18 protein-coding genes are annotated in these 22,203 nt (G+C 70.6%); 7 read left to right on the top strand and 11 right to left on the bottom strand.

Annotated elements, in window-relative coordinates; genetic code table 11:
• The first annotated feature begins 106 nt into the window (after nucleotides 1–106).
• Complete coding sequence (locus HKK72_RS16855) at nucleotides 107–607, top strand: Rv3654c family TadE-like protein (RefSeq protein ID WP_187235325.1); 501 nt, start codon at nucleotides 107–109, stop codon at nucleotides 605–607.
• 239 nt (nucleotides 608–846) lie between these two features.
• Nucleotides 847–2,166: a hypothetical protein gene (locus HKK72_RS16860; protein WP_187235326.1), complete on the top strand. Its 1,320-nt coding sequence runs from the start codon at nucleotides 847–849 to the stop codon at nucleotides 2,164–2,166.
• A gap of 80 nt (nucleotides 2,167–2,246) precedes the next feature.
• Here the strand turns inward: HKK72_RS16860 and HKK72_RS16865 are convergent, their stop codons facing one another.
• Both HKK72_RS16865 and HKK72_RS16870 read right to left on the bottom strand, forming a co-directional pair.
• The gene (locus HKK72_RS16865) at nucleotides 2,247–2,621 is read right to left on the bottom strand and encodes a hypothetical protein (protein ID WP_187235327.1); all 375 of its coding nucleotides are present in this window, start codon (nucleotides 2,619–2,621) and stop codon (nucleotides 2,247–2,249) included.
• Nucleotides 2,622–2,753: 132 nt separating this feature from the next.
• Complete coding sequence (locus tag HKK72_RS16870; RefSeq protein WP_315987297.1) at nucleotides 2,754–5,141, bottom strand: DEAD/DEAH box helicase; 2,388 nt, start codon at nucleotides 5,139–5,141, stop codon at nucleotides 2,754–2,756.
• A 215-nt stretch (nucleotides 5,142–5,356) separates the two neighbouring features.
• On the opposite strand from HKK72_RS16870, the gene HKK72_RS16875 reads away from it, so the two are divergent.
• The 5 genes from HKK72_RS16875 (at nucleotide 5,357) to HKK72_RS42185 (ending at nucleotide 12,044) form a co-directional block, all read left to right on the top strand.
• Nucleotides 5,357–5,710: an STAS domain-containing protein gene (locus HKK72_RS16875; protein ID WP_187235329.1), complete on the top strand. Its 354-nt coding sequence runs from the start codon at nucleotides 5,357–5,359 to the stop codon at nucleotides 5,708–5,710.
• 36 nt (nucleotides 5,711–5,746) lie between these two features.
• Complete coding sequence (locus HKK72_RS16880; RefSeq protein WP_187235330.1) at nucleotides 5,747–6,202, top strand: ATP-binding protein; 456 nt, start codon at nucleotides 5,747–5,749, stop codon at nucleotides 6,200–6,202.
• A gap of 323 nt (nucleotides 6,203–6,525) precedes the next feature.
• Complete coding sequence (locus HKK72_RS16885; protein WP_187235331.1) at nucleotides 6,526–8,997, top strand: sodium-translocating pyrophosphatase; 2,472 nt, start codon at nucleotides 6,526–6,528, stop codon at nucleotides 8,995–8,997.
• A 274-nt stretch (nucleotides 8,998–9,271) separates the two neighbouring features.
• Nucleotides 9,272–9,745 carry a SixA phosphatase family protein gene (locus HKK72_RS16890; RefSeq protein WP_187235332.1) on the top strand — a complete coding sequence of 158 codons (474 nt, stop codon included), beginning with the start codon at nucleotides 9,272–9,274 and terminating at the stop codon, nucleotides 9,743–9,745.
• 85 nt (nucleotides 9,746–9,830) lie between these two features.
• Nucleotides 9,831–12,044, top strand: coding sequence for an FUSC family protein (locus tag HKK72_RS42185; RefSeq protein WP_187235333.1), 2,214 nt, complete (start codon nucleotides 9,831–9,833; stop codon nucleotides 12,042–12,044).
• Here HKK72_RS42185 and HKK72_RS16900 read toward each other — a convergent pair.
• The 9 genes from HKK72_RS16900 to HKK72_RS16940 form a co-directional block, all read right to left on the bottom strand.
• The gene (locus tag HKK72_RS16900; RefSeq protein ID WP_187235360.1) at nucleotides 12,019–13,233 is read right to left on the bottom strand and encodes an ROK family transcriptional regulator; all 1,215 of its coding nucleotides are present in this window, start codon (nucleotides 13,231–13,233) and stop codon (nucleotides 12,019–12,021) included. The two genes, HKK72_RS42185 and HKK72_RS16900, sit on opposite strands and share 26 nt — an antisense overlap.
• Nucleotides 13,234–13,267: 34 nt before the next feature.
• Nucleotides 13,268–14,518 (bottom strand): sugar ABC transporter permease, encoded by a 1,251-nt coding sequence (locus tag HKK72_RS16905; protein WP_187235334.1) that lies wholly within the window; start codon nucleotides 14,516–14,518, stop codon nucleotides 13,268–13,270.
• A complete protein-coding gene (locus tag HKK72_RS16910; protein WP_187235335.1) occupies nucleotides 14,515–15,300 on the bottom strand; it encodes an ATP-binding cassette domain-containing protein in 786 nt (261 codons plus the stop codon). Before HKK72_RS16910 ends, HKK72_RS16905 begins: the two co-directional genes overlap by 4 nt.
• Before the next feature lie 73 nt (nucleotides 15,301–15,373).
• Nucleotides 15,374–16,480 (bottom strand): sugar ABC transporter substrate-binding protein, encoded by a 1,107-nt coding sequence (locus HKK72_RS16915; protein ID WP_187235336.1) that lies wholly within the window; start codon nucleotides 16,478–16,480, stop codon nucleotides 15,374–15,376.
• A gap of 488 nt (nucleotides 16,481–16,968) precedes the next feature.
• Nucleotides 16,969–18,201, bottom strand: coding sequence for a phosphoserine phosphatase SerB (serB, locus tag HKK72_RS16920; RefSeq protein WP_187235337.1), 1,233 nt, complete (start codon nucleotides 18,199–18,201; stop codon nucleotides 16,969–16,971).
• A gap of 136 nt (nucleotides 18,202–18,337) precedes the next feature.
• Entirely contained in the window at nucleotides 18,338–19,378 is a 1,041-nt protein-coding gene (locus HKK72_RS16925; RefSeq protein WP_187235338.1) for an S-adenosylmethionine:tRNA ribosyltransferase-isomerase, read from the bottom strand.
• On the bottom strand, nucleotides 19,371–20,780 hold the full coding sequence (locus HKK72_RS16930) for an MFS transporter (RefSeq protein WP_187235339.1): 1,410 nt from the start codon (nucleotides 20,778–20,780) through the stop codon (nucleotides 19,371–19,373). The genes HKK72_RS16925 and HKK72_RS16930 overlap by 8 nt, the downstream gene beginning before the upstream one ends.
• On the bottom strand, nucleotides 20,777–21,478 hold the full coding sequence (locus tag HKK72_RS16935; protein WP_187235340.1) for an SDR family oxidoreductase: 702 nt from the start codon (nucleotides 21,476–21,478) through the stop codon (nucleotides 20,777–20,779). Before HKK72_RS16935 ends, HKK72_RS16930 begins: the two co-directional genes overlap by 4 nt.
• Nucleotides 21,479–21,619: 141 nt before the next feature.
• Nucleotides 21,620–22,201, bottom strand: coding sequence for a Clp protease N-terminal domain-containing protein (locus tag HKK72_RS16940; RefSeq protein ID WP_261986896.1), 582 nt, complete (start codon nucleotides 22,199–22,201; stop codon nucleotides 21,620–21,622).
• Between the last annotated feature and the right edge of the window lie 2 nt (nucleotides 22,202–22,203).

The following is a 22,203-nucleotide window of genomic DNA, read 5'->3' on the forward strand; positions in this document are numbered from 1 at the left end:
CGCGGGTCGAGGTCGCCGTCGCCGTCGAGGCACCCGCCGGTGGTCTGCCGGCGATCACCCTGCGGGCGCACGCGCTGGCCGCGACCGAGCCGGGGGTCGACGGGCCATGACGTACGCCGTCCACGGGACCGGACGTGATCGGGCGACGGCGGGCGCCGGCCCGGCGGACGGCTGGTCTCGTGCGGCCGGCCGCCGGGTCCGGCGAGTGAGGGCCGACCGGGGATCAGGCACGCTGTGGGCAATCGCCCTCATGACGGTGATCTGGGCTGCCGCCGTGCTCGCGATGACGGTGGGCGGGGTGCGGGCGGCCCGCCATCGGGCCCATGCCGCAGCCGATCTCGCCGCTCTCGCGGCGGCCTCCCATGCTGCGGCCGGATCCGGTGCCGATCGGGCGTGCGGCCGGGCGTCGGAGATCGCGGCGGGCTCCGGCGGCCGGCTCTCGGCGTGCGTCCTGCGCGGCCCGGTCGCGGACGTGGCGGTGACGGTGACGATCCGGATTCCCGTGTCATCGCGTCCCTTGCGCCTGGTCGTCCGGTCCCGGGCCGGACCCGCCGGGCCAGGTGGCGTAACCTCTTCGCCCGACAGTCGTTGTACTGAGTGTCAATAGTGCTTCTGGAGGCAGGCGGATGGAGCGTGAGTCCGGACGCGGAGCCAGGGTCGGCCAGGTTCGGCCTCGGTCATTTGCGGATTCTGCATTCATCTGTTTCGTGCGCTACGGAGTGGTTAGATACCCTCCAGTAAGCGCATAGGTACCCATTAACACCTGGATTCAGCGGACCACAGCCTTGCCGGACTCACGACGAAGGGACTGACGCCGTGACGAGGATTCGCAGGCTGGGTGCGGTGATGCTCGCGACACCCATCGCGGTGGGCTTCACGGTGCTCAGCGCGTCCTCGCCGGCCGAGGCCGGGAGCGAGATCAACGGCCCCAGCACCGTCACCAGCGGCTCGAGCGTCACCGTGAGCGCCCAGATCGACAACGTCGTACGGGTCGAGCTTCAGGTCGCCGCTCCGGGCGGCGCCTTTCACGCGATCGACAGCGGCGGGAACCTGATCGGTTCGACCAGGCTCTCCAACAGTGTCGACATCCCGCACAACGGCGTCTACAAGGTGCGTCTCAAGGGCAGTGTCACCGGCAAGATCTACGAGACCAAGAACTTCACCGTCCGCGTTCCGCCGGCCGCTCCGAGCGGGCTGCGCACCAGCGCGTCGGGCGGCAAGGTCGTGGCCAGGTGGACGCGGGGCGCCGAAGACGACCTCGCCGGTTATCAGGTCGCCGCGAGCGGAGTGCGCTCCCGCACCGCCTCGACCTCGGCCCTGTGCGCGGGTGCCGTCTGCTCGACGACGTTCAGCCTCCCGAGCACCGCGCAGGGGCAGGTCGGAGTCACGGTGCGGGCTCTCCGGCCCGACGGCTCCGGTGGCACCGTCAGGTCCGGCGCTTCGTCCTCACACGTCACGGTCCCGGCCCGTTCGGGTGGCACGACCGCAGACGCGAGCCCCAGCGGTAGCGGAATCGGGTCGGGCGCGGGCGTCCCGTCCCTGAACCCGCTGAATCCGTTGAATCCGCTCCAGAACAATTCGTCGCTCAACCTGCCGGCGGCTCCGGGCGGCGGGGCGCCGGGGTTCGAGTACCCGACCCCGGGTCCTGAGGTGGCGGGTCCTGAACAGGCCGACCCGAGTGCCAAGAACGTCTCGGCCACGAGCAGCCTCGAATGGGGCAAGAGCCTGGCGATCGCACTGATCCTGCTGATCGTGGCGGCGCACCTCGGCACGTGGACGCGCCGCACCCGAGTGGCACAGGCGCTGGCCGGTCGCGGCGGCCGCACCGGCGCGGGCCGCGAGCGGGTACGCGCGGCGCGAGAGCGGATCGCCCGGGCCGAGGCGGAGGCGAGGTCGGCCTCGGCCGGCGCCACCGAGGGCGGTGAGCAGAATGGCGCGGCGAGCCATTCGTCCGGCACGCGGCACACCGCCGCCCCCTCGTCGGCCAAACCGCCGATGAGGTCGAAGTCGGCGACCAGCTCCATGTCCGGGTCCAAGCCCACGTCCCGGTCCGGGTCGACCTCCGGGTCGGGGCCCGGCGCCAGGGCCGTCTCGCAGACCGGAGCCACGAAGGCGCCCAGCCGGCACTCCGGCGGAGGTTACCGAGGTCGCCGCCGCGCCCAGTGAACGGCCGCCAGTGAACGGCCGCCCGGGCCGGTGCCACATCCGGGGCCGGCCCCGGTCGGACGTACCGGCCGGGTGACGGCTCAGCTGGAGTGGGGGGCCATCGGCTGCTGGGGGATCGAGCCGATGCCGGCCTCGCGCCGGGCCCGGGCCAGTTCGCGCTGGAGCTGACGCTTCTCCAACTCCATCGTCGTCATCGACTCCTCGTGCTCGTCACGCAGCTCGCGCAGCTCTTTGCGGATGCGGATGGCGCGACCTATGCCCAGTGTCGCGACCGTCATTCCGGCCATGAACACGATCGCCACCGCGGCGCCGGCCAGAAAGACGTGCCACTGGCTGGTCACGCCCGGCACGGTCTCGCCGAAGGCGGTGAGTTCAGATGCCCCGGTGTTGTCCAGGACGACGCTGACGCCCACGACGGTGGCTGCCGCGGCCAGGATGAGCCCCAAAAAGATCATGTGTTGTGTCCTCTCCGGCGTGCGGGTATCCCGAAGATCATGAGATGCGATGGAGACTAGAGGGTCCGTTGGTACGGCGCCATCCAACCGCAAGAATCTGGCGTTACGCATACTTTCCGTACAAATGCGGACTCATAGTGACGCACCGTGCCCAGGTGCCTCCTGGAGCAGCACGGCGAGAAGGTCCAGGGCGCCGTGCTTGTCCAGCGGCTCGTTGCCGTTCCCGCACTTGGGCGACTGGATGCACGACGGGCATCCGGCCTCGCACTCGCACGACTCGATCGCCTCGCGGGTGGCCCGCAGCCACTCGGCGGCTCCGGAGTACCCGCGCTCGGCGAACCCCGCCCCGCCCTCGTGCCCGTCGTACACGAACACCGTGAGCAGCCCGGTGTCCGGATGCTCGGCCGTCGAAACCCCGCCGATGTCCCAGCGGTCACAGGTCGCGAAGAGCGGCAGCAGCCCGATGGATGCGTGCTCGGCCGCGTGGGCCGAACCCGCCAGATCCAGGTCGCCCAGCGACTCGCGCTGGGCGTCCGACAGCGTCCACCAGACCGCCCGGGTGCGCAGCGTGCGAGGCGGCAGGTCCAGCGGCTGCTCGCCGAGAAGCTGCCCGGTCTGCAGCCGGCGCATCTGGTACGCCACGACCTGCCGGGTGACCTCGACGGTTCCGAAGCACAGGGTCGCCCCGCCCCAGGCGGTGGAGCGCAGGGTCTCGAGGATGCGGATGTCGGTGACGTCGCGCGCCGTCGTGGAGTAGTCCGGCTCGGCCGGCTCGACCAGGGCCACCGACGCGTCCAGGTCAAGTTCCCGCACGATGTAGGACTCGCCCTGGTGCAGATAGACCGCGCCGTCGTGGACGGTGGTGTGCGCGGACGGCTCGTCGACCGTGCCGAGCAGCCGCCCGGTCGCCGCCTCGACCACCTGCACTGGTGCGCCGCCTGCGCCGCGGATGTCGGCCAGATCGGCCGCGCGGTCGCGGCGGGTCCAGAACCATCCGGCCGGGCGCCGCCGCAGCATGCCCCGCCGCACCAGGTCGGGCACGAGGTCGGTCGTCGACGGCCCGAACAGTTCCAGGTCCGCCTCGGTCAGCGGCAGCTCGGCCGCCGCCGCGCACAGGTGCGGTTCCAGGATGTACGGGTTGTCCGGATCGAGCACGGTGGCCTCGACCGGTGAGCCGAAGATCGCAGCCGGGTGGTGGACGAGGTAGGTGTCCAGCGGGTCGTCGCGGGCCACGAGCACCGCCACGGCATCCTGCCCCGACCGCCCGGCCCGGCCCGCCTGCTGCCACAGCGAGGCCCGGGTGCCCGGCCAGCCGCAGATGACGACGGCGTCCAGACCGGACACGTCCACACCGAGTTCGAGGGCGTTGGTGCTGGCGAGCCCGATGAGTTCACGGTCGCGCAGTGCCTTCTCGAGCGCTCGCCGCTCCTCGGGCAGGTATCCCGCCCGGTAGGCGGCGACCTGGTCGGCGAGCGCCGGAGCGACCTCGGCGAGAGCCCGCTTGGCCCCGAGCGAGACCGACTCGGCGCCGCGCCGCGAGCGTACGAAGGCCAGCGTCTGCACGCCTTCGACCACCAGGTCGGCGAGCAGGTCACCGGCCTCGGCCGTGGCCGTACGGCGGACCGGCGCGCCGCGTTCGCCGCGCAGGTCGGTCATCGGCGGTTCCCACAGGGCGAACGCGGTGGCGCCACGCGGCGAGTCGTCGTCGGCGACCGCCGTGACATCGAGGCCGGTGAGCCGCCGCGCGGTGACGGCGGGGTCGGCGGTGGTCGCGGAGGCGAGGATGAACACCGGTGACGCGCCGTAGCGCGCGCAGACCCGCCGCAGTCGGCGCAGCACCTGGGAGACGTGCGAGCCGAACACGCCGCGGTATCCGTGCGCCTCATCGATGATCACGTAGCGCAGCCGGCGCAGGAACGACGCCCAGCGGGCGTGTGAGGGCAACAGGGAACGGTGCAGCATGTCCGGGTTGGTGAGCATGTAGTTGGCGTGCTGACGCACCCAGGTCCGCTCGTCGGGCGGCGTGTCGCCGTCGTAGGTCGCCGCGCGGATCTGGGTGAGCCGCAGCGACCGCAGCGACCGCAGTTGATCGGCGGCGAGCGCCTTGGTCGGCGAGAGGTACAGGACCGTGCCGCCCGCGGCCTGCCGGAGCCCGGCGGGCGAGCCGCCCTCGTCGAAGACCGCCGACACCGCGGGCAGGAGATAGGCCAGCGACTTGCCCGAGGCCGTGCCTGTGGCGATGATCACAGATCGTCCGGCGTGGGCGTGCTCGGCGGCCGTGGCCTGGTGCCGCCACGGCGCGTCGATCCCGGCCAGCCGCAACCGGTCGGTGAGCAGCTCCGGCACCCACGACGGCCACTCGGCCCGCCGGCCCGCCCGCGCTGGTACGACCTCGACGTGAGTGATGCGATCACGCCGCGTGGGATCGTTCAGCAGGCGATCTAGCGCGCGGCGGGGCCTGGTGGGGGAGGCGTGGTGGAACCCCCCGGCGACGGCTGGTTCGGAGCTTGGCGAAGACACAGGTTTCCAGTGTTGCATCCTGGGGACAACAAGGGGACACGTCCCGGCGGCGGACGTCCGGCCCCCCATGCCTCAAACGGCGGAGCGGCAGGTCGTGATGGGCGCGAACGGTCGTCTCAGTGGCGATTTCGTGTGAACTCGGCGCCGGAGCGTGGTTGAATCACGGCCGGGGTCCCGTTGCCCCGAACCACTCGCGGCACGGCGCTGGAGGATTTGTGGACCTGAAGGTGAACGACTACACCACCGATGACGGCCTCACGGTCATCAACGTGGAAGGAGAGATCGACGTCTACACTGCGCCGAAGCTCCGTGAGAAGCTCATCGACCTGGTCAATAAGGGCAAGTTCCACCTGCTGGTGGACATGGAGAAGGTCGAGTTCCTGGACTCGACGGGTCTCGGTGTGCTCGTCGGTGGGCTCAAGCGGGTTCGCGCGCACGACGGATCGCTCGAGCTGGTGTGCACGCAAGAGCGCATCCTGAAGATCTTCCGGATCACCGGGCTGACCAAGGTCTTCGGTATTCACAACTCGATCGAGGAAGCCCAGGAGAACCGTAAGAGCCAGAAGTAGCGGCCGGTAGAGGTCGCACCCGAGATGGCCCCCGACATGGCGACTGTTGAGCTTTCTTTCAGTGCACTGCCCGAGCATGTCCGTACGGCACGTCTGATCGTGACGGCGGTGGCCCGGCGCAGCGGCGTTGCCGAAGTGCTCCTGGACGAGGTACGGCTGGCGGTAGGTGAGGCGTGCTCACGGGCCGTGGAGGCCCACCAGCGGCACTGCCCAGACGAGCCGGTACAGCTGGAACTGACCGCCGACGGCCACCGTCGGTTCGAGGTCATCGTGAGTGACACGGTGCCGGGAGAGGATTTGGGCGGCGCGCCGGCCACGTCCTCTCCGGCCGGCCCGGCGGCCTGGACGGACGGAACGGCACCGTCCGGCGCCCTCGGCGACGGCTCTGACGCATTGGGCCTCGCTGTCATCTCCGGACTCGCCGACGAGGTGGAGATCTCCTCGACTCCCAAGGGCATGCAGATCCGGATGAGCTGGCCCACCGGCTCCTAGCCCGGCCGGTCGGCACTTCACCGCGCCGACCGGCCCAGGGCCGGGCCCACGGGCCCGGCACCCCATCGGCGAGCGGCGGCACGTGCTCCTACCTCAGACGACGCGCTCCAGCGGCATTCTCAGGTCAAACCTGGACAAAAAGCGGTTTGCCTTTTTACGTCGACGGTCTTAACGAACCGTCAGACTTCTCATTCGTGCACTCCGTGCGTAGACTCCCCGCACCGCAACGCCCTGCCGAATGTGCTGACCGATCACCTGGATAGGTGCGCGTCATTCACGTGATCGAGTTGGAGGTAGGGCTTGGCCCCTGTCGAGGAGGACGGATGTCTGGGCTTATCGTCTCCAGCCCGGCCGGTGCAGAAGTAGATCTCGTCGGCGGCGACCTCACCCTGGTCGTCGTCGTCGGTGTGATCGCACTTTTGGCGCTGGCCGTGGCCGGAGGACTTGTACGTCAGGTGCTGGCCGCGGGCCAGGGCACCGAGAAGATGCAGGAAATCGCCACTGCCGTGCAAGAGGGGGCGAGCGCTTATCTGAAGCGCCAGTTCCGCACGGTCGCCATCTTCGTGGCCCTGATCCCGTTTCTGCTCCTGTTGCTGCCCGCGGACACCACGAGTGTACGGATCGGACGTTCGGTCTTCTTCGTCGTGGGTGCGCTGTTCTCCGCGATCACCGGGTTCGCCGGAATGTGGCTTGCCGTGCGAGGCAATGTCAGGGTCGCGGCGGCGGCGCGCGAGGCCGGCGAGAAGCCGGCCATGCGGATCGCCTTCCGCACCGGTGGCGTCGCCGGCATGTTCACCGTGGGGCTGGGCCTGTTCGGCGCCGCGGTCGTCGTTTTCATCTTCAAGGGTGATGCGCCCGGCGTGCTGGAGGGCTTCGGTTTCGGTGCGGCGCTCCTCGCCATGTTCATGCGGGTCGGCGGTGGCATCTTCACCAAGGCCGCCGACGTCGGTGCCGACCTGGTCGGCAAGGTCGAGCAGGGCATTCCCGAGGACGACCCCCGCAACGCGGCCACCATCGCCGACAACGTGGGCGACAACGTCGGCGACTGCGCCGGCATGGCGGCCGACCTCTTCGAGTCGTACGCGGTCATGCTGGTCGCCGCGCTCATCCTCGGCAAGGTCGCGTTCGGCACCGAGGGCCTGGTCTTCCCGCTCATCGTGCCCATGATCGGCGTGATCACCGCTGTGATCGGTATCTTCGCTGTGGCGCCGCGGGACAAGGACCGCAACGGCATGGCTGCGATCAACCGCGGCTTCTTCCTCTCCGCGATCATCTCGGCCGTCATGGTCGGCGTGGCCGCCTTCCTCTACCTCCCGTCCTCGTTCTCCGGGCTGCACGGTCTCAGCGACTCGCTCGCGAACGACCCCCAGTTGGCGGACGTCGATCCGCGGCTCGTCGCCATCGGCGCGGTGATCATCGGCATCGTGCTCGCCAGCGCGATCCAGCTGCTCACCGGCTATTTCACCGAGACCAACCGGCGGCCGGTCAAGGACGTCACCGAGAGTGCCAAGACCGGGCCGGCGACCGTGATCCTCTCCGGGATCTCGCTGGGCCTGGAGTCCGCGGTCTACTCGGCGCTGGTGATCGGTGCGGCCGTCTACGGCGCCTTCCTGCTCGGCTTCGGCAACACCACGCTGGCACTGTTCGCGGTGGCGCTGGCCGGCACCGGGCTGCTCACCACCGTCGGCGTCATCGTCTCGATGGACACGTTCGGCCCGGTCTCCGACAACGCTCAGGGCATCGCCGAGATGTCCGGCGATGTGACCGGCGAGGGCGCCAAGGTGCTGGAGAGCCTCGACGCGGTCGGCAACACCACCAAGGCGATCACCAAGGGCATCGCGATCGCCACGGCGGTCCTCGCGGCGACCGCGCTGTTCGGCGCCTTCCGCACCACCGTCGAGACCGCGCTCGGCGACGCCTCGCAGAGCGTGAAGGACTCGCTGGGCGTCTTCCAGCAGTTCAGCCTCTCGGTCGACTCGCCCGACGTGCTGGTGGGGCTCATCATCGGCGCCTCGGTGGTGTTCCTGTTCTCCGGTCTGGCCATCATGGCCGTCGGCCGGGCCGCCGGCCGGGTGGTCATGGAGGTGCGCGAGCAGTTCCGCACCAAGCCCGGGATCATGGACTACACGGAGAAGCCCGACTATCAGCGGGTCGTCGACATCTGCACCCGGGACGCGCAGCGCGAGCTCGCCACCCCGGGCCTGCTGGCGATCATGACCCCGATCGCGGTCGGGTTCGCCCTCGGGTACGCCCCGCTCGGCGCGTTCCTCGCGGGCGCGATCGCGGCGGGCGTCCTCATGGCGGTGTTCCTGTCCAACTCCGGTGGTGCCTGGGACAACGCCAAGAAGCTCGTCGAGGAGGGCAACCTCGGCGGCAAGGGCTCCCCGGCGCACGAGGCGACGATCATCGGCGACACGGTCGGTGACCCGTTCAAGGACACCGCCGGTCCGGCCATCAACCCGCTGATCAAGGTGATGAACCTGGTCTCGCTGCTCATCGCGCAGGCCGTGGTCACGACCGCCGCGAACACGCCGCTGCGGATCGGGATCACCGTGGTCGCGGTGGCCGTCGTGGTGGGCGCGATCGTGATCTCCAAGCGGCGCCCCGCACCGCTCGGCTCGGCCGAGGAGACGCCGAAGGAGGCCATCGAGCCCGGAGACGGCGACCCGGCAGGGAACGCCAAGGAGACCACCTCCGCGGTGGGCGCCAAGGCCGACACGGACGCCGACGGCGCCGGCTCGGCCTCGGACGGCAAGGACGGCAAGGAGGACAAGGAGTCCGCCACCGCGCCGTGACGCCTGCCGCCGCCTGAGTGGCGCCAGTGGGCGTGACCAGTGGGCGTGACCAATGAGTGATCGAGGGTCGGTGATGTTGTCACCGGCCCTCGACCTCGTTCGGAGATCGGTCCCCGTACCCTGGTAGGAGACTGAAGGAGGCGGCACAGTGAGCGGTGAGAGGACCTCGACCTCGGGGGCGAAGGGATTCGCGATCGTCTTCGGCGCGATGATCGGCGTCATCGGGGTGCTGTGGCTGATCGCGGCGCTGGTCGCGCCGCACTAGGAGCGCCCGATGCCGACACTGATCGTGCTGCGGCACGCCAAGGCGGTGACCGAGTTCGGGCTGCCCGACATCGACCGTCCGCTCTCGGGCCGGGGCAGGCGCGACGCGAGCGCGGCCGGAAAGTGGCTCGACAAGGCGGACTTCAAGCCTGATCTGGTGCGCTGTTCACCTGCCAAACGCACCAGGCAGACGCTCAACCGCCTCGCGGTCGACGCCGAGGTGGGGTTCGAGCCCGAGATCTACGCCAATGACGTCGGCGGGCTGTTCGACCTGCTCACGCAGACCGACGAACAGGTCGGCACGCTGCTGCTCATCGGGCACAATCCGTCGCTGCACCATCTGGTGCACGATCTGACCGGAGACGGCGTCGAGTCCTTTCCCACGTGCGCTCTCGCGGTCATCGACATCGAAGGCGGATGGGCCGGCATCCGGCCCGGTGCCGGACGGCTGACCGCAGGCTGGAGTCCCAAGGCCTCGGCCTGACCTGCTGATGGCGGCACCATGCCGCACGTGAAGGCGCGTACGGGGGTACGTCGAACGGGGAGCGCGGACCGGGGGGTGCCGCGAGGTGACGGTTCCACGCTTGGCCAAGTTCGGCGCCGCACGCCATGCCGCACTGGACTACGCGATCACCTCGGCGATCGCCGTGGCCTTCCCTCTGCTGGTGGGCACGCTCACCGGGCACATGGGCGAGGGCGCCGTGGTGGCGTTCGGCGCGTTCCTCGTCACCAACGCGGCCTATCAGGGCCCCTACGGCCTGCGGGCCCGTGCGCTGCTCGCCGCGGTCGCGGTCATCGCCATCGGGGTCACCATCGGCGGCCTGATAAGCGGGCACCAGCTGCTCGCAGTGGTCGTGGTGCCGATCGTCGTCGCCATCGGATCGGTGATCCCGCAGGTCGGCATCACCCTGGGGATCGCCACGCTGCTCGCCGCGGTCAGGCCGCTGCCCGCTCCGCTGCCCGTCGACGTGCTGTTGGAGGCGGGCGGTGGTCTCTGGCTGACGCTGCTCTTCCTGGCCCCGTGGCCGCATCGCAGGATGCGTCCGTTCCTGGTGGCCGTGACGGAGGCCATCGGCGCCCTCGCCGAGCTCCTCGAGGCGGTCATCGAACCCGACGACGTCTGGGAGGAGCGGCGCCGGTCCACCGCCGACGCGCTGAACGCCGTGTGGGCGGCCTGCGGCCTTTATCCGGTGGGGTGCGCGGCCGACGAGGGCTCCGGACTGAAGCCGCTGGTCGATGCCCTCGCCCGGGTGATGCACGAGATCGTGGCGTTGAGGGCTCTTGTGGTGGCGATCCGGCGGCGGTCGCCGGAGACGTCCGGACCCGAGGCGCGGTCGGCCATCACGGCGCTGGCCGCCCGGCTCCGCCGGCTCGCCGTGCTGGCGCAGGTCGCCGGGCCGGCCACACTGATGCGGCAGGCGGCCGAGCCGGAGCCGCACCTCGACCCGCTGCGCCGGCTGGCCGAGCGGGTGGACGAGCTCCGGAGCGATGCCCTGCTCGGCCGTGGCGATCTGACGTCCGCCGCTCTGCTGGACCAGTTCGGCCGTACGGCCGAACGGATCATCGCGGCCGTCGACGCGGCCACCGAGATGGTGACGGGCGGGCTGAGCGTGGGACTCACCGCCCCTCGGCCGCCGGAACCGGGTGGTCTGCGGTCGCTCTGGCAGATCGTGCTCACCGACGTTCGCACCCGGTCACTGCGGTTCCGGCGGCTCACCCGCACGGCCATCGCGACCGCGGTCGCCATGGTGATCTGGGCGGAACTGCCGCTGCGGCACGCCTATTGGCTGCCGATCGCCGTGGTCCTGTGCATGCGTCACACCTATGGCGAGACGGCGTCACGGGTGATCCAGCGAGTGGGCGGTACGGCGACGGGCGCGGCACTCGGCGCGATCCTGCTCGCTCTCGCACCCGGCCGGCCCGCCCTGCTGGCGGCCATCTTCTGCGCCGCGCTGACGGCCTACGCACTGCGTTCGGTGAGCTACACCGTCTGGACGGCGCTGAACACGCCACTGGTCATGATGCTGATCGATTACTCGACTCCGGTCGACTGGCGGGTGGCCGGCGAGCGCATCGGGCTGACCGTCACCGGCGGCCTCCTCGCATTGGTGACGGCGCGGCTGTTCTGGCCGTCCAGTCGCGGCGACGACACCGTCCTGGTGGAGCGGCTGGCCGCCATGTGCGAGGAACACGCCTCTCTCATCCGGGTCGTGGCGGAACGGGTCGCCGGGGCGGATCCGCCGTTGGACGAACGCTTCCTGGCGGCCGAGGAACTGGTGGAACAGCTCGACGAGGCCGTGGGGCGGCTGGCCGAGGAGCCGGCGCCCGACCCCGAGCGGATCGCCCGGCTGCAAGACGCCGTCGCGGCGGCCCGCCGGATCGGCGACCATCTCATCACCCTGAGCAGACTGGGCGGTGCCGAGAGCGTCGATCCGGGCCCCGTCCCGGCGATCCTCGACCGGCTCGCCGACCTGCTGGAGGAGATGGCGGGGGAACTGCGGGAGGGCCGTGCGCCGCAGGTTCCCGCGCCGGACACCGATCAGGCGCTGGGCGTTCTGGACGACTTCCTGTCCGGTGTGACGCGGCGGCGGCGCGCCGAGGTGGCCGCCGGCACCGGTTTGAGCGAGATCACGCCGTTGCGGCGGACGCTCAGGCAGGCCGTCGCCGTACGGGATGTACTGCACGCGCTCCGCGGCGACATCGAGGCCCTCGGCCACGCGCTGCGGGCGGTCTCTCCGCTTCCGGCGCGCACGCCGGTCAGCCGGCCTCCGTCGCCTTGGTGAGAACCTCGAGGGGGCTGGTCAGCACCTCGGTGAAGGCCAGCTCGGCGGCGCCTACCAGGGGCGCGTCGTCGCCGAGATCGGAGGTGCGCAGCCGCAGCCCTTCACGAGAGGCCGCCATCGTGTTGATCTTGAGTCGGCTGCGCACCTGTGCGGCCGAACTCAGATAGATCTCGCGCAGGATGCCACCGAAGATCACCATCTCCGGATTGAAGATGTTGACCAGGTTCGCGACACCGAACCCGAGCCAGTCACCGACGCGGTGCAGGGCGTCGCGGGCGAGGGCGTCACCCCTCTCGGCGGCGTCGACGATGGCGCGGATCGCGTCGCGGCCGATGAGGTCTCCCGACACCTCGCGCCCGGCCGCGGACAGCAGGGCCCGCTCGCCGACCTCGGCCTCCAGGCAGCCTGCGGAGCCGCAGCCACAGGCACGCCCGTACGGGTTGATGATCATGTGGCCGACCTCGCCGCCGTACCCGCCCTCACCGCCGAGGAGCCGCCCGCCGACGATGATCCCGCCGCCGATTCCGACGTCACCGTGCAGGTAGATGAGGTCCTGGCAGCGAGTGCCGATCCCTCGCTGATGCTCGGCGAGCGCACCCAGGTTGGCGTCGTTGGCCACAGAGACGGTCAGATCGAGATCGAGCTCCCGGGTGAGGGCGGCGCCGAACGGCACCTCCGTCTGCCCGATGTTGGGACCGAAGCGGACCAGGCCGTCGCCCCGGCGAACCACCCCGCAGAACGCCGCGCCCGCCCCGACACAGATCGTGCCCGGGTCGGCCTTGCGCAGCATCTCCCGGGCGAAGCCGGCCAGCGAGGCGACCACCTCGTCGACGTCGAAGCCGCTGCGATCGCGGACCGCCTCGCGGCGGTCGAGGATCGTCCCGCCCAGGCCGACGCGGGCCGCCGCGATCCGGTCCACGCCGACGTCGAAGGCCAGCACGTAGACCCGGGTGGACTCGGGCCGGACGACCAGTGAGGGCCGTCCGGCCCGGCCGGTCTCGCTGGGCAGTTCCTCGCGGACCAGACCGGCGGCCGTCAGTTCCGCGGTGAGCGCCATGATGGTGCTCCGGTTGAGACCGAGCCGGTCCGCGAGGACGGTCCGTGAGGTGGGGCCGTGTAGGTGGATGTAGCGAAGCAGTATGCCGAGGTTGTGGCGGCGGATCTCCTCTTGTGAGGGACCGGCTCGCATCATTCGGTAAGCCTCATCTGCATCCCGTGCGGTGTCATCTCAATCCCGTCGCGGCGGCCCGCTTCCTGGAAAGGGCGTCCACCCCGGCTGCGAGCAGCAGGACGAGGCCGGTGACGACGTACTTGACGCCGGCGCTGTAGCCCATCAGGCCCATGCCGTTGTCGATGACGGCGACCACGGCGCCACCGAGAACGGCGTCCAGCACCCTGCCCTTGCCGCCGAACAGACTAGTGCCGCCGATCACCGCGGCGCCCACCGCATAGAGAAGGACGTTGCTGCCACCGGTGTTCGGGTCCACCGAGTTGGCCCGGGAGGCCGCGATGATGCCGCCCACGGCCGCCATCGTCGAACAGATGACGAAGGCGGAGATGCGGATACGGTCGACGTTGATGCCGGCCCGCCGGGATGCCTCCCTGTTGCCGCCCACGGCGTAGAGGTGCCGTCCGTACGCGGTGCGGCGCAGCACGAAGGTCCAGCCGATCAGCAGCACCACGATGATCGGTACGACGATCGGAACGCCCTTCAGGGACACCACGATGGCGTTGCGGCTGCGCTCCTGGTTGAGCACGTAGACGGCGACCCCGGCGATGACCGCCACGGCCCCGACCCGCACCGCGATGAGCGACATCGGGTCGGCGGTGAGCCCCCGGCTCACCCGCCCGCGCGCCCGCCACACCTGTACGGCGGCGTATCCGACGACGCCGACGGCCACCATCAGCCACCCGAGCACCGGCGCCACGTTCTTGTTCGCGATCGCCAGGATGGTTTCGTCCCGGATGGAGATGTTGGAGCCCTCGTTCATGAGCATGAGGACGACGCCCTGGAACGCCAGGAAGGCGGCGAGCGTCACGACGAACGACGGGACACCGAGTTTGGCGACGAGCGCGCCGATCACGAGCCCGATCACCGCGCCGGTCACCACCGCGCCGAGGACCGCCACGTACCACGGCCAGCCGTGGTTGGTCAGCAGCACGGCCAGCACGGCCGCGCACACGCCGCTGGCGAACCCGGCGGACAGGTCGATCTCCCCGATCAGGAGCACGAAGACGAGCCCCATGGCGATGACCGTGACGGCGGCGCCCTGGGTGAACAGGTTCGCGAAGTTGCCTTCCGACAGGAACGCGGGGCGCAAGATCGAGAAGATCGCGCACAGCACGACCAGACCGAGGATCGCGGGCAGCGCGCCCACCTCGCCTCCGCGTACCCGGTCCACATAGCCGCGCACATGGGTGCTGATGGGGACGGAGCCGGTCTCCTGGGCCCCCTTCGAAACGATCACGCTCATGCCTTTGCTCCGTTCACGCCATCCCCGTTCACCAGGCCGAGTTCGCCACTGCGCCCTGCGGTGATCAATTCGACGACCTGTGCGTGAGTGACGTCGGAGGTCCGCACCTCGGCGGCCATCCGGCCCAGGTAGAGGGCGGATATGCGGTCGGACACCGCGAAGACGTCGTTCAGGTTGTGCGAGATGAGGACGACGGCGAGGCCCTTGTCGGCCAGCCGCCGGACGAGTTCCAGCACCTGCTGGGTCTGGGCGACGCCCAGTGCCGCAGTCGGCTCGTCGAGTACCACGACCTTGCTGTTCCACAGCACGGCCTTGGCGATCGCGACCGTCTGCCGCTGGCCGCCCGACAGGCTCGAGACCTGCTGACGGACGGAGTGGACGGTTCGGACCGACAGCCCGGTGAGGGTCGTGGCGGCCATCTCCTCCATCGTCGCCTCGTCGAGGACCAGACCGCGTTTGCGCTCCCGGCCGAGGAACATGTTCTGCACGATGTCGAGGTTGTCGGCCAGCGCCAGGTCCTGATAGACGATCTCTACTCCGAGGGCGGCGGCGTCGCGCGGACTGCTCACGTGGACCGGCTTGCCGTCGAAGAAGTAGTCACCCGAGTCGATCGGGTGGATGCCGCCGATGCATTTGACCAGCGTGGACTTGCCGGCTCCGTTGTCGCCGACCAGGGCGGTCACCTCTCCCGCGTGGGCGGAGAAGAAGACGTCGTACAGGACCTGGACGGGGCCGAAGCTCTTGTTGAGGTTGCGCAGCTCCAGGACAGGTGTCGCGGGCATGCTGAGTGGCTCCTTCTGTGCTGCGACCGCGTGCCCCGGCGCGGGTCGAGCGCCAGGGCACGCGGTCTGCGTGCTACTTGATTCCGGCCTCGTCGCACTTCGCGGCGAACGAGCCCTTGCACAGCTGGTCCTTGGTGACGTAGCCGTCGTCGACGACGTCCTTCACGTTCTCCTTGAAGATCGCCTTCGGCTGCAGCAGCACGGAGGGCACGTCGCGCTTGCCCTCGGGGTCGTTCACGGTGCCGTTCGTCTCGCCCTTCTGGCCGTTGGCCAGTGCGATCGCGAGCTTGGCGGTGGCGTCGGCCTCCTGCTTGATCGCCTTGTAGACGGTCATGCACTGGTCGCCGTTGAGGATGTTCTGGAGCCCGGGAACGCTCGCGTCCTGACCGGTGACCGGCACCTTGCCGTTCAGCTTGTTCTTCTTCAGCACGGAGATGGCGGCGTTGCCGAGGTCATCGTTCGCGGCCAGCACGCCGGCGATCTTCGAGTTGCTGGTCAGCATCTGCTCGAAGATGGTGTTCGCCTGGGCGGGGTCCCAGTCCGGCACGGACTGGTCCGGGCCCTTGACGAACTCCCCGGACTCGTACTTCGGCTTCAGCACCCCGTCATAGCCGTTCTTGAACAGCGTGGCGTTGTTGTCGGTCGGCGATCCGTTGAGCTCCGCGATGACCGGCTTGGTGACCTTCTTGTCGGCCAGGCACTTGGCCAGACCCTCGCCCTGCAGCTTGCCGACCGCGGTGTTGTCGAAGCTCACGTAGTACTGAGCACTGCCGCCCAGCGTCAGCCGGTCGTAGTCGATGGTCGCGACGCCCTGCGACTTGGCCTTGTTGAGCACGGCCTTGCCGGTCCCGCTGTCCAGGTTCACGATGATGAGCACGGTCACGCCGTTCGTGATCATCTGGTCGGCGATGGTCTGGAAGTTGGTCTTGTTGTTCTGGGCGTTCTGGATGTCGACGGGGATGCCCGCGGCCTTGAACGCCTCCCCGAGGTACTTGCGGTCCGCCGTCTCCCAGCGGGGGGATGACTTGCTGTCCGGCAGAATCACGCCGACCTTGCCCTTGGGCTTGGCCGCGGACGTCTCGGAGCCTGCGGTGGTGCCGCTGTCATCGCTTCCGCAGGCGGTGAGGCCGGCCAGCAGCGCCACCGATACGGCGGCCGTGCTGAGGATCCCCTTGCGCATGTGCACGGGTCCTTTCCGTACGTGCCGCGCGTCGGCGCGGCGATGGGGGTTGGGTGGTACCAGCGCGCTGGATGGTGAGCCGGGTCGCGGTACACCACATTTTGAATGTTGTGTCCGGCAACGTATGTCGGAAATCGCGCGGGCGCTAGAGGTGACGAGCGTGTTATTCGTTGTGCCGCGTAACAATCAGACAACGGGCCCGAAACCAGCGTGAAACTCTTGGGGTCGGTGGTGCCCGGCCGCAAAAGATCAAATCACTGCAGGTCGGCGGCCTGTGGGGCTGCAGCGCCGCGGTTCGGGGCCGGTCAGGGGACGAGCGTCCGGAATGGAACGGTCCGTCGAACGCTCCGTCGAACGGTCACGGTCCGTCGTCGCCGTGTCCGCGCGGCACGGGGACTCCGTACGGGCTCGTGCGGGACCGGTGGGGACTCTTCGCGACTCGTTCAGAGGCGTTCGGGACTGCTGCGGGACGCGCTGCGCGTCCCGGCTCACCGCTCGGTGCGGCCCGATCCTTCGGCGAAGGTGGGGTCCTCCGCGTCGGCGGCCTCGACCTCGTCGCGGGAGATGCCCAGCAGGAACAGGATGGCGTCCAGGTAGGGCACGCTGACCGCCGTGTCCGCGGCCCGCCGCACGACCGGCTTGGCGTTGTAGGCCACTCCGAGGCCCGCGGCCTGGATCATGTCGAGGTCGTTGGCGCCGTCACCGATCGCCACGGTCTGGCTGATCGGCACCCCGGCCTCGTGGGCGAACCGCTCCAGCGCCGCGGCCTTGCCCGCCCGGTCGATGATGGGCCCGACCAGCCGTCCGGTGAGACGGCCGTCGATGATCTCCAGCGTGTTGGCCGCGGAGTAGTCGATGCCGAGTTCGGCGGCGAGCCCGTCCGTGACCTGGGTGAATCCGCCGCTCACGATCGCGAACTTGTAGTCCAGCCGCTTGAGGGTGCGGACCAGCGTACGAGCGCCCGCGGCCAGCTGCACGCGGTCGCGTACGTCGTCGATCGCGGCGGTGTCGAGACCGGCGAGCAGGGCGACGCGCTCGCGCAGCGACCCCTCGAAGTCGAGCTCGCCGCGCATCGCGGCCTCGGTGATCGCGGCCACCTTGCCGATCTGCCCGGACCGCTCGGCGAGCAGCTCGATGACCTCGCCCTGGATGAGCGTCGAGTCGACGTCCATCACGATCAGCCGCTTGGCCTTGCGGTGCAGGCCGGCCCGCTGGACGGCCACGTCGACCTGCTGCTCCACGGCCTCGATCGCCAGCGCCGCGCGCAGTGCCTCGGGATCGGCGCCTGAGACCTCCAGCTCGATGCAGGTCACGGGATAGTGCGAGAGCCGTTGTATCCGGTCGATGTTGGCGCCGCCCACCGCGATGCGCCCGGCGATCCCGGCCATGGCGGCCGGTCGCAGCGGGCTGCCGAGCACGGTGACGTGCAGCCTGCCCCGGCGCCGGGCGAGCGGAACGTCCTTGTCGCGCCCGGTGGACAGCTCGATCTCCATGTCGAGGTCGGCGGCGACCTTCTCGGCCGCCGTCCAGACCTGCCCCACGTCGGTGCCGGAGCCGTACGACACCAGGACGCCGAGCACCAGTTGCCCGCGGATCACGACCTGCTCGACATCGCTGACGGTGAGCGGGAACGCGGCGAGGGTGCCGAACAACCGCGAGGTGACCCCCGGGCGGTCTCGACCGGTGAGCGTGATGAGCAGCGTGCGCTGTGAGCCGTCCATACCGCTCACCAAAATACTGCCCGCGGATGAACGCCGGGTGACCGGTCCACCATGCGGACAGCCGTCTCAGCGGACAGGGTCACGGCCGGGCGCCGCACACCGGATCGCCGGGGCGGCGGGTCGTCAGGCGGCGGTCTCAGGGGAGCAGGAGATTGAGATCACCGAACTCGTGCCAGAGATAGCGCTCCTCGATCGCAGCGCCGTAGACCTTCCCCAGCAGATCGGGGCCGGCGATTGCCGTGAGCATCATCAGGTGCGACGATCTCGGCTCGTGCAGGCCGGTGAGCAGCCCGTCGACGATCCTCACGCCCTTCTCCGGGGTGACGACGTGCTCGGTCCAGCCACGACTCGGCCGCAGCCGGCCGTCGTCGCCGGCGGCGGTCTCGAGCGCGCGCACCACGGTCGTGCCGACGGCGATCACCCGGCCGCCGCGGCCCCGCACGTGGTCGACCAGAGCGGCGGTCGGCGCGGGTACGTCGAACCGCTCGGCGTACGGCGGCTCATGCGCCTCGGGCGAGGCCACCCCGGTGTGGAGGCTCAGCGGCGCGATCGTCACGCCACGGGAGACCAGCCGGGTCACCAGTTCGGGCGTGAACGGCCGGCCGGCGCTCGGCATCTCGGCGCTGCCGTCCCGCCGGTCCCACGCGAACGCGGTCTGGTAGGCGGAGGTGGGGAACTCCCCGCGTACGTAGCCGTACCGGATAGGCACGCCATGGCCCCGCAGGTAGGGGACCACTTCGCGATCCAGGCGGGCCCGCCACAACCGGCCGGTCTGCCGAGCGATCAGGGTGAGCGTGGCTCCGCCCGGCATCGGGATCCATTCGCCGGGCACGCCCCCGCCGTAGGGCAAGGTGGCCTTGCCGGTGCGGCGCCGGAGTTCCACCAGCCACACCCCCGGGGAATCTGGCAGGGGGGTGGAGAAGTGGATCGTCAGCCGGTCGAGCGGCACGGCCGCGGGCAGGGTGGCGGAGGTGTTCACGACCAGCAGGTCGCCGGGAAGCAGCAGGTCCGGCAGCTCACCGAACCGGTGGTGGGTCACCGCTCCGTCGCCGCGCCTGCCGACGAGCAGTCGTACGGAGTCGCGGGACCTGCCGAGGGCACCCGGACGCTCTTCCGGGGGCTCGTGGGCCTCGAGCGCGGGCGGGAGCGTGAAGTCGTACACGGCGGAATCAGGCATCGAGAGCCTCCCGCCCGTCTCTGACCCGAAGCGCCGCCACGACCGCGACGGCGGCGATCAACATGGTCAGCGCACCCGCCGCGGCGAGGCCCGGCCCGAGCCGGTCGGCGCCGAAGCCGGTGACGAGTGCGCCCGCGAGGCCGATGCCGAGCGCGCCGCCGAGGGTGTCGCTGATCTGCAGGGCCGCGGAGTTGGTGCCCTGGTCGAGGGGGGCGGAGAGATTGAGCACCAGGACGCTCAGGCCGCCGTAGGTCAGCCCCATGCCGGAGCCGGCGATGATCCAGGACGGTACGGCCGACCATGCGTACACGGGCGTGCCGATCGCGATGCCGGCGACGCCGATCGCGGTGAGGACGCCGCCGAGCACGATCAGGGAGCGGTGCGGCCGGTCCATCCGTCCCTGGACCCATGATGACGCCGACCAGCCGAGCGCGCCGAACGTGAGGACCACGCCGGCCTGGGTCGGGGTGAAGCCGTGCGCCGACGTGAGCGCGAGCGGGATGAACGCCTCGGTGGCGAAGAAGGCTCCGGACATCAGCCCGCGCATGGTCACCGCCGCGGGCACGCCGCGCCGGAGCACGAGTGCACCCGGCGGCAGCAGCCGCGGCAGTCCGAACGCCAGTCCGGCGAGACCGAGGGCCGCCACGGGCAGCATCGGCAGGGCGGGGTGGTCGATGGCGAACAGCAGCGCTCCGGCTCCACCGGCCAGCGCGACGGCGGCGGCACCGCGTGCGGGCCAGACCGCCCGCGCACCGCCGCGGGAGGCGCCGGCGGAGAGTTCATCGGAGCCGCCGCCGGCGTCTCGCAGCGAGGGGATCAGCATCACCATCGCGGGCACCACGAGCGGGATCAGCCCGAGGAAGACCCCTCGCCAGTGGAAGTGCTCGGCCACCAGGCCGGCGAGGGCGGGCCCGACCAGCGACGGCACCACCCACGCGGCCGAGAGCGCGAAGAACGCCCGCGGCCGCAGGTGCTCGGGGTAGACCCGGGCGACGAGGACATAGATCGCGACGCCCGCAGCCCCGGCGCCGAGACCCTGCACCGCCCGGCCGGCGACGAACACCCACATGGCCGGTGCCGTACCGGCGATGACCAGGCCCGTCACGAAGGTCACGAGACCGGCCATCAGCGGCCGGCCGGGACCGGTGCGGTCCGCCCAGCCACCCGCGACGACGTTGGCGAGCAGGCTGGCGATGAGGAAGGCGCTGAAGACCCAGGCGTAGAGCGACAGGCCGTGGAGCTCCCGCGCGGTCACCGGCATCACCGTGCCCACCGCCATCGCCTCGAAGGCGAGCAGTGTCACGACGAGGACGATGCCGACGGTGGGGATGCGATAGCGCCCGGTCAGGATCGATTTCGATGGCTCGCTTGGAACATCCTTCTCGAGCATGGTGGCCGTCATCGTAGAAGCTCCCCGGCCGTGTACCGGCCGCTGGGCAGGCGTCCATCGATCAACTTCAGGAGGGCCGGGACCACCGACTCCGGCGGCGGCGTCTCGGACAGGTCCTCCTCCGGCATCGCCTCCCGCAGCATCTCGGTGCCCATCTCGCCGGGATCGACCCACCAGACGGCGAGCTCGGGCTCCTCGACCGAAAGCACGTGCGAGATCTGGTCGAACGCCGCCTTGGTGGCGCCGTAACCACCCCAGCCCTCATAGGCCTCGACCGCCGCATCCGAACTGATGCCGAGGACGGCGCCGCGGCGGTGGGTCAGCGCGGGCAGCAGGCCCTGGATGAGCGCGAGCGGGGCGATCGTGTTGGTCTGGAAGGCCTGTTCGAGCTCTTTGAGCGGATAGGCGGCCAGCCGGGGCAGCGGAGCCGCGCCGAGCGTGCTCGCGTTGTTGACGAGCAGATCGAGGCCGCCGGCCTCCTCGACGGCGTCGATGAGCGCGGCCCGGTGCCGCGAGTCGCGGACATCGCCGGCGAAGGCCCGCGCCTGTCCCGGCAGCTCAGCCGTGACCGCGGCGAGGGCGTCCTCGCCTCGGGCGTCGATGATCAGTTGCCAGCCGGTCCGGGCGAGCGCCCGGGAAAGCGCACGCCCGAGGCCGCGTGACGCCCCGGTGATGAGCGCGGTTCTTTCGGTCGTGATCCTGTCGGTCATGTTCTCGACGCTAGAACCGGGCGGCCGGCCCGGCATCGGCCATCGGACCGTACCCGCGTCCGTAGATGGTCCTACGCCCGCCCGTCGAGTGAGCGCCCATGGGTCGCGACCGGTCGCCGGCCGGAGGCGACCCGCCGGTGGTCAGGCGGCCGCGTGGCCGTCCTGCAGCCCGGTCCAGAGTCGGCGGACGTCGATGTCGAGCGAGCGCAGGATCCGCACCGACTCGCTCCCGCCGTCGGCGAGCAGTCCCCAGAGCAGGTCATCGCGGTCCGCGAGCCCGCGGCCGGCGCGTCGGGCGGCCCAGATCGCCACCTCGGCCACCTTCCTGCCGCCCTCGTCGAGCACGATGTCGGTGGCCGGGCCGGTGAGCGTGACGCGCAGCGGGCGAAGGGGCGAACGGCGCAGCCGCCAGAGCGCCGGATCGCCCGGCCGGGTCGACGTGGCGGCCGCCAGGCGCCGCCGGACCTCTTCCAGGTCGATGCCGAGGGCGGCGAGCAGTTCCGCGTCCGGCCGCCGCGTCACGCCGTCGTGCCGTCGCTCGATCTCGGTGCGCACCTCGGCGGCGGTGACGCCCAGATCTTCGAGACGCGGGCCGACCGGCCGTGCCTCGGCGAGGGCCAGCAGCAGAAAGCCCGTGCCGAGCCGGTCGCGTCCGGCCTCCGCCGCCAGACGCCCGGCCCTGATCATGGTCTCGCGCGCGGCGGGAGTGAATCTCGCGAGCATCG

Source organism: Actinomadura sp. HBU206391 (assembly GCF_014323665.1).
Taxonomy (GTDB): domain Bacteria; phylum Actinomycetota; class Actinomycetes; order Streptosporangiales; family Streptosporangiaceae; genus Actinomadura_C.

Excerpts from the sequence above, each read along its gene's own strand:
- HKK72_RS16900 (WP_187235360.1), bottom strand. The coding sequence starts at position 13,233 with ATGCGAGCCGGTCCCTCACAAGAGGAGATCCGCCGCCACAACCTCGGC.
- serB (WP_187235337.1), bottom strand. The coding sequence starts at position 18,201 with ATGGACGGCTCACAGCGCACGCTGCTCATCACGCTCACCGGTCGAGAC.
- HKK72_RS16885 (WP_187235331.1), top strand. The coding sequence starts at position 6,526 with ATGTCTGGGCTTATCGTCTCCAGCCCGGCCGGTGCAGAAGTAGATCTC.
- HKK72_RS16855 (WP_187235325.1), top strand. The coding sequence starts at position 107 with ATGACGTACGCCGTCCACGGGACCGGACGTGATCGGGCGACGGCGGGC.
- HKK72_RS16910 (WP_187235335.1), bottom strand. The coding sequence starts at position 15,300 with ATGCCCGCGACACCTGTCCTGGAGCTGCGCAACCTCAACAAGAGCTTC.
- HKK72_RS16925 (WP_187235338.1), bottom strand. The coding sequence starts at position 19,378 with ATGCCTGATTCCGCCGTGTACGACTTCACGCTCCCGCCCGCGCTCGAG.
- HKK72_RS16860 (WP_187235326.1), top strand. The coding sequence starts at position 847 with ATGCTCGCGACACCCATCGCGGTGGGCTTCACGGTGCTCAGCGCGTCC.
- HKK72_RS16865 (WP_187235327.1), bottom strand. The coding sequence starts at position 2,621 with ATGATCTTTTTGGGGCTCATCCTGGCCGCGGCAGCCACCGTCGTGGGC.
- HKK72_RS16940 (WP_261986896.1), bottom strand. The coding sequence starts at position 22,201 with ATGCTCGCGAGATTCACTCCCGCCGCGCGCGAGACCATGATCAGGGCC.
- HKK72_RS16890 (WP_187235332.1), top strand. The coding sequence starts at position 9,272 with ATGCCGACACTGATCGTGCTGCGGCACGCCAAGGCGGTGACCGAGTTC.
- HKK72_RS16905 (WP_187235334.1), bottom strand. The coding sequence starts at position 14,518 with ATGAGCGTGATCGTTTCGAAGGGGGCCCAGGAGACCGGCTCCGTCCCC.
- HKK72_RS16930 (WP_187235339.1), bottom strand. The coding sequence starts at position 20,780 with ATGACGGCCACCATGCTCGAGAAGGATGTTCCAAGCGAGCCATCGAAA.
- HKK72_RS16915 (WP_187235336.1), bottom strand. The coding sequence starts at position 16,480 with ATGCGCAAGGGGATCCTCAGCACGGCCGCCGTATCGGTGGCGCTGCTG.
- HKK72_RS16880 (WP_187235330.1), top strand. The coding sequence starts at position 5,747 with ATGGCGACTGTTGAGCTTTCTTTCAGTGCACTGCCCGAGCATGTCCGT.
- HKK72_RS16935 (WP_187235340.1), bottom strand. The coding sequence starts at position 21,478 with ATGACCGACAGGATCACGACCGAAAGAACCGCGCTCATCACCGGGGCG.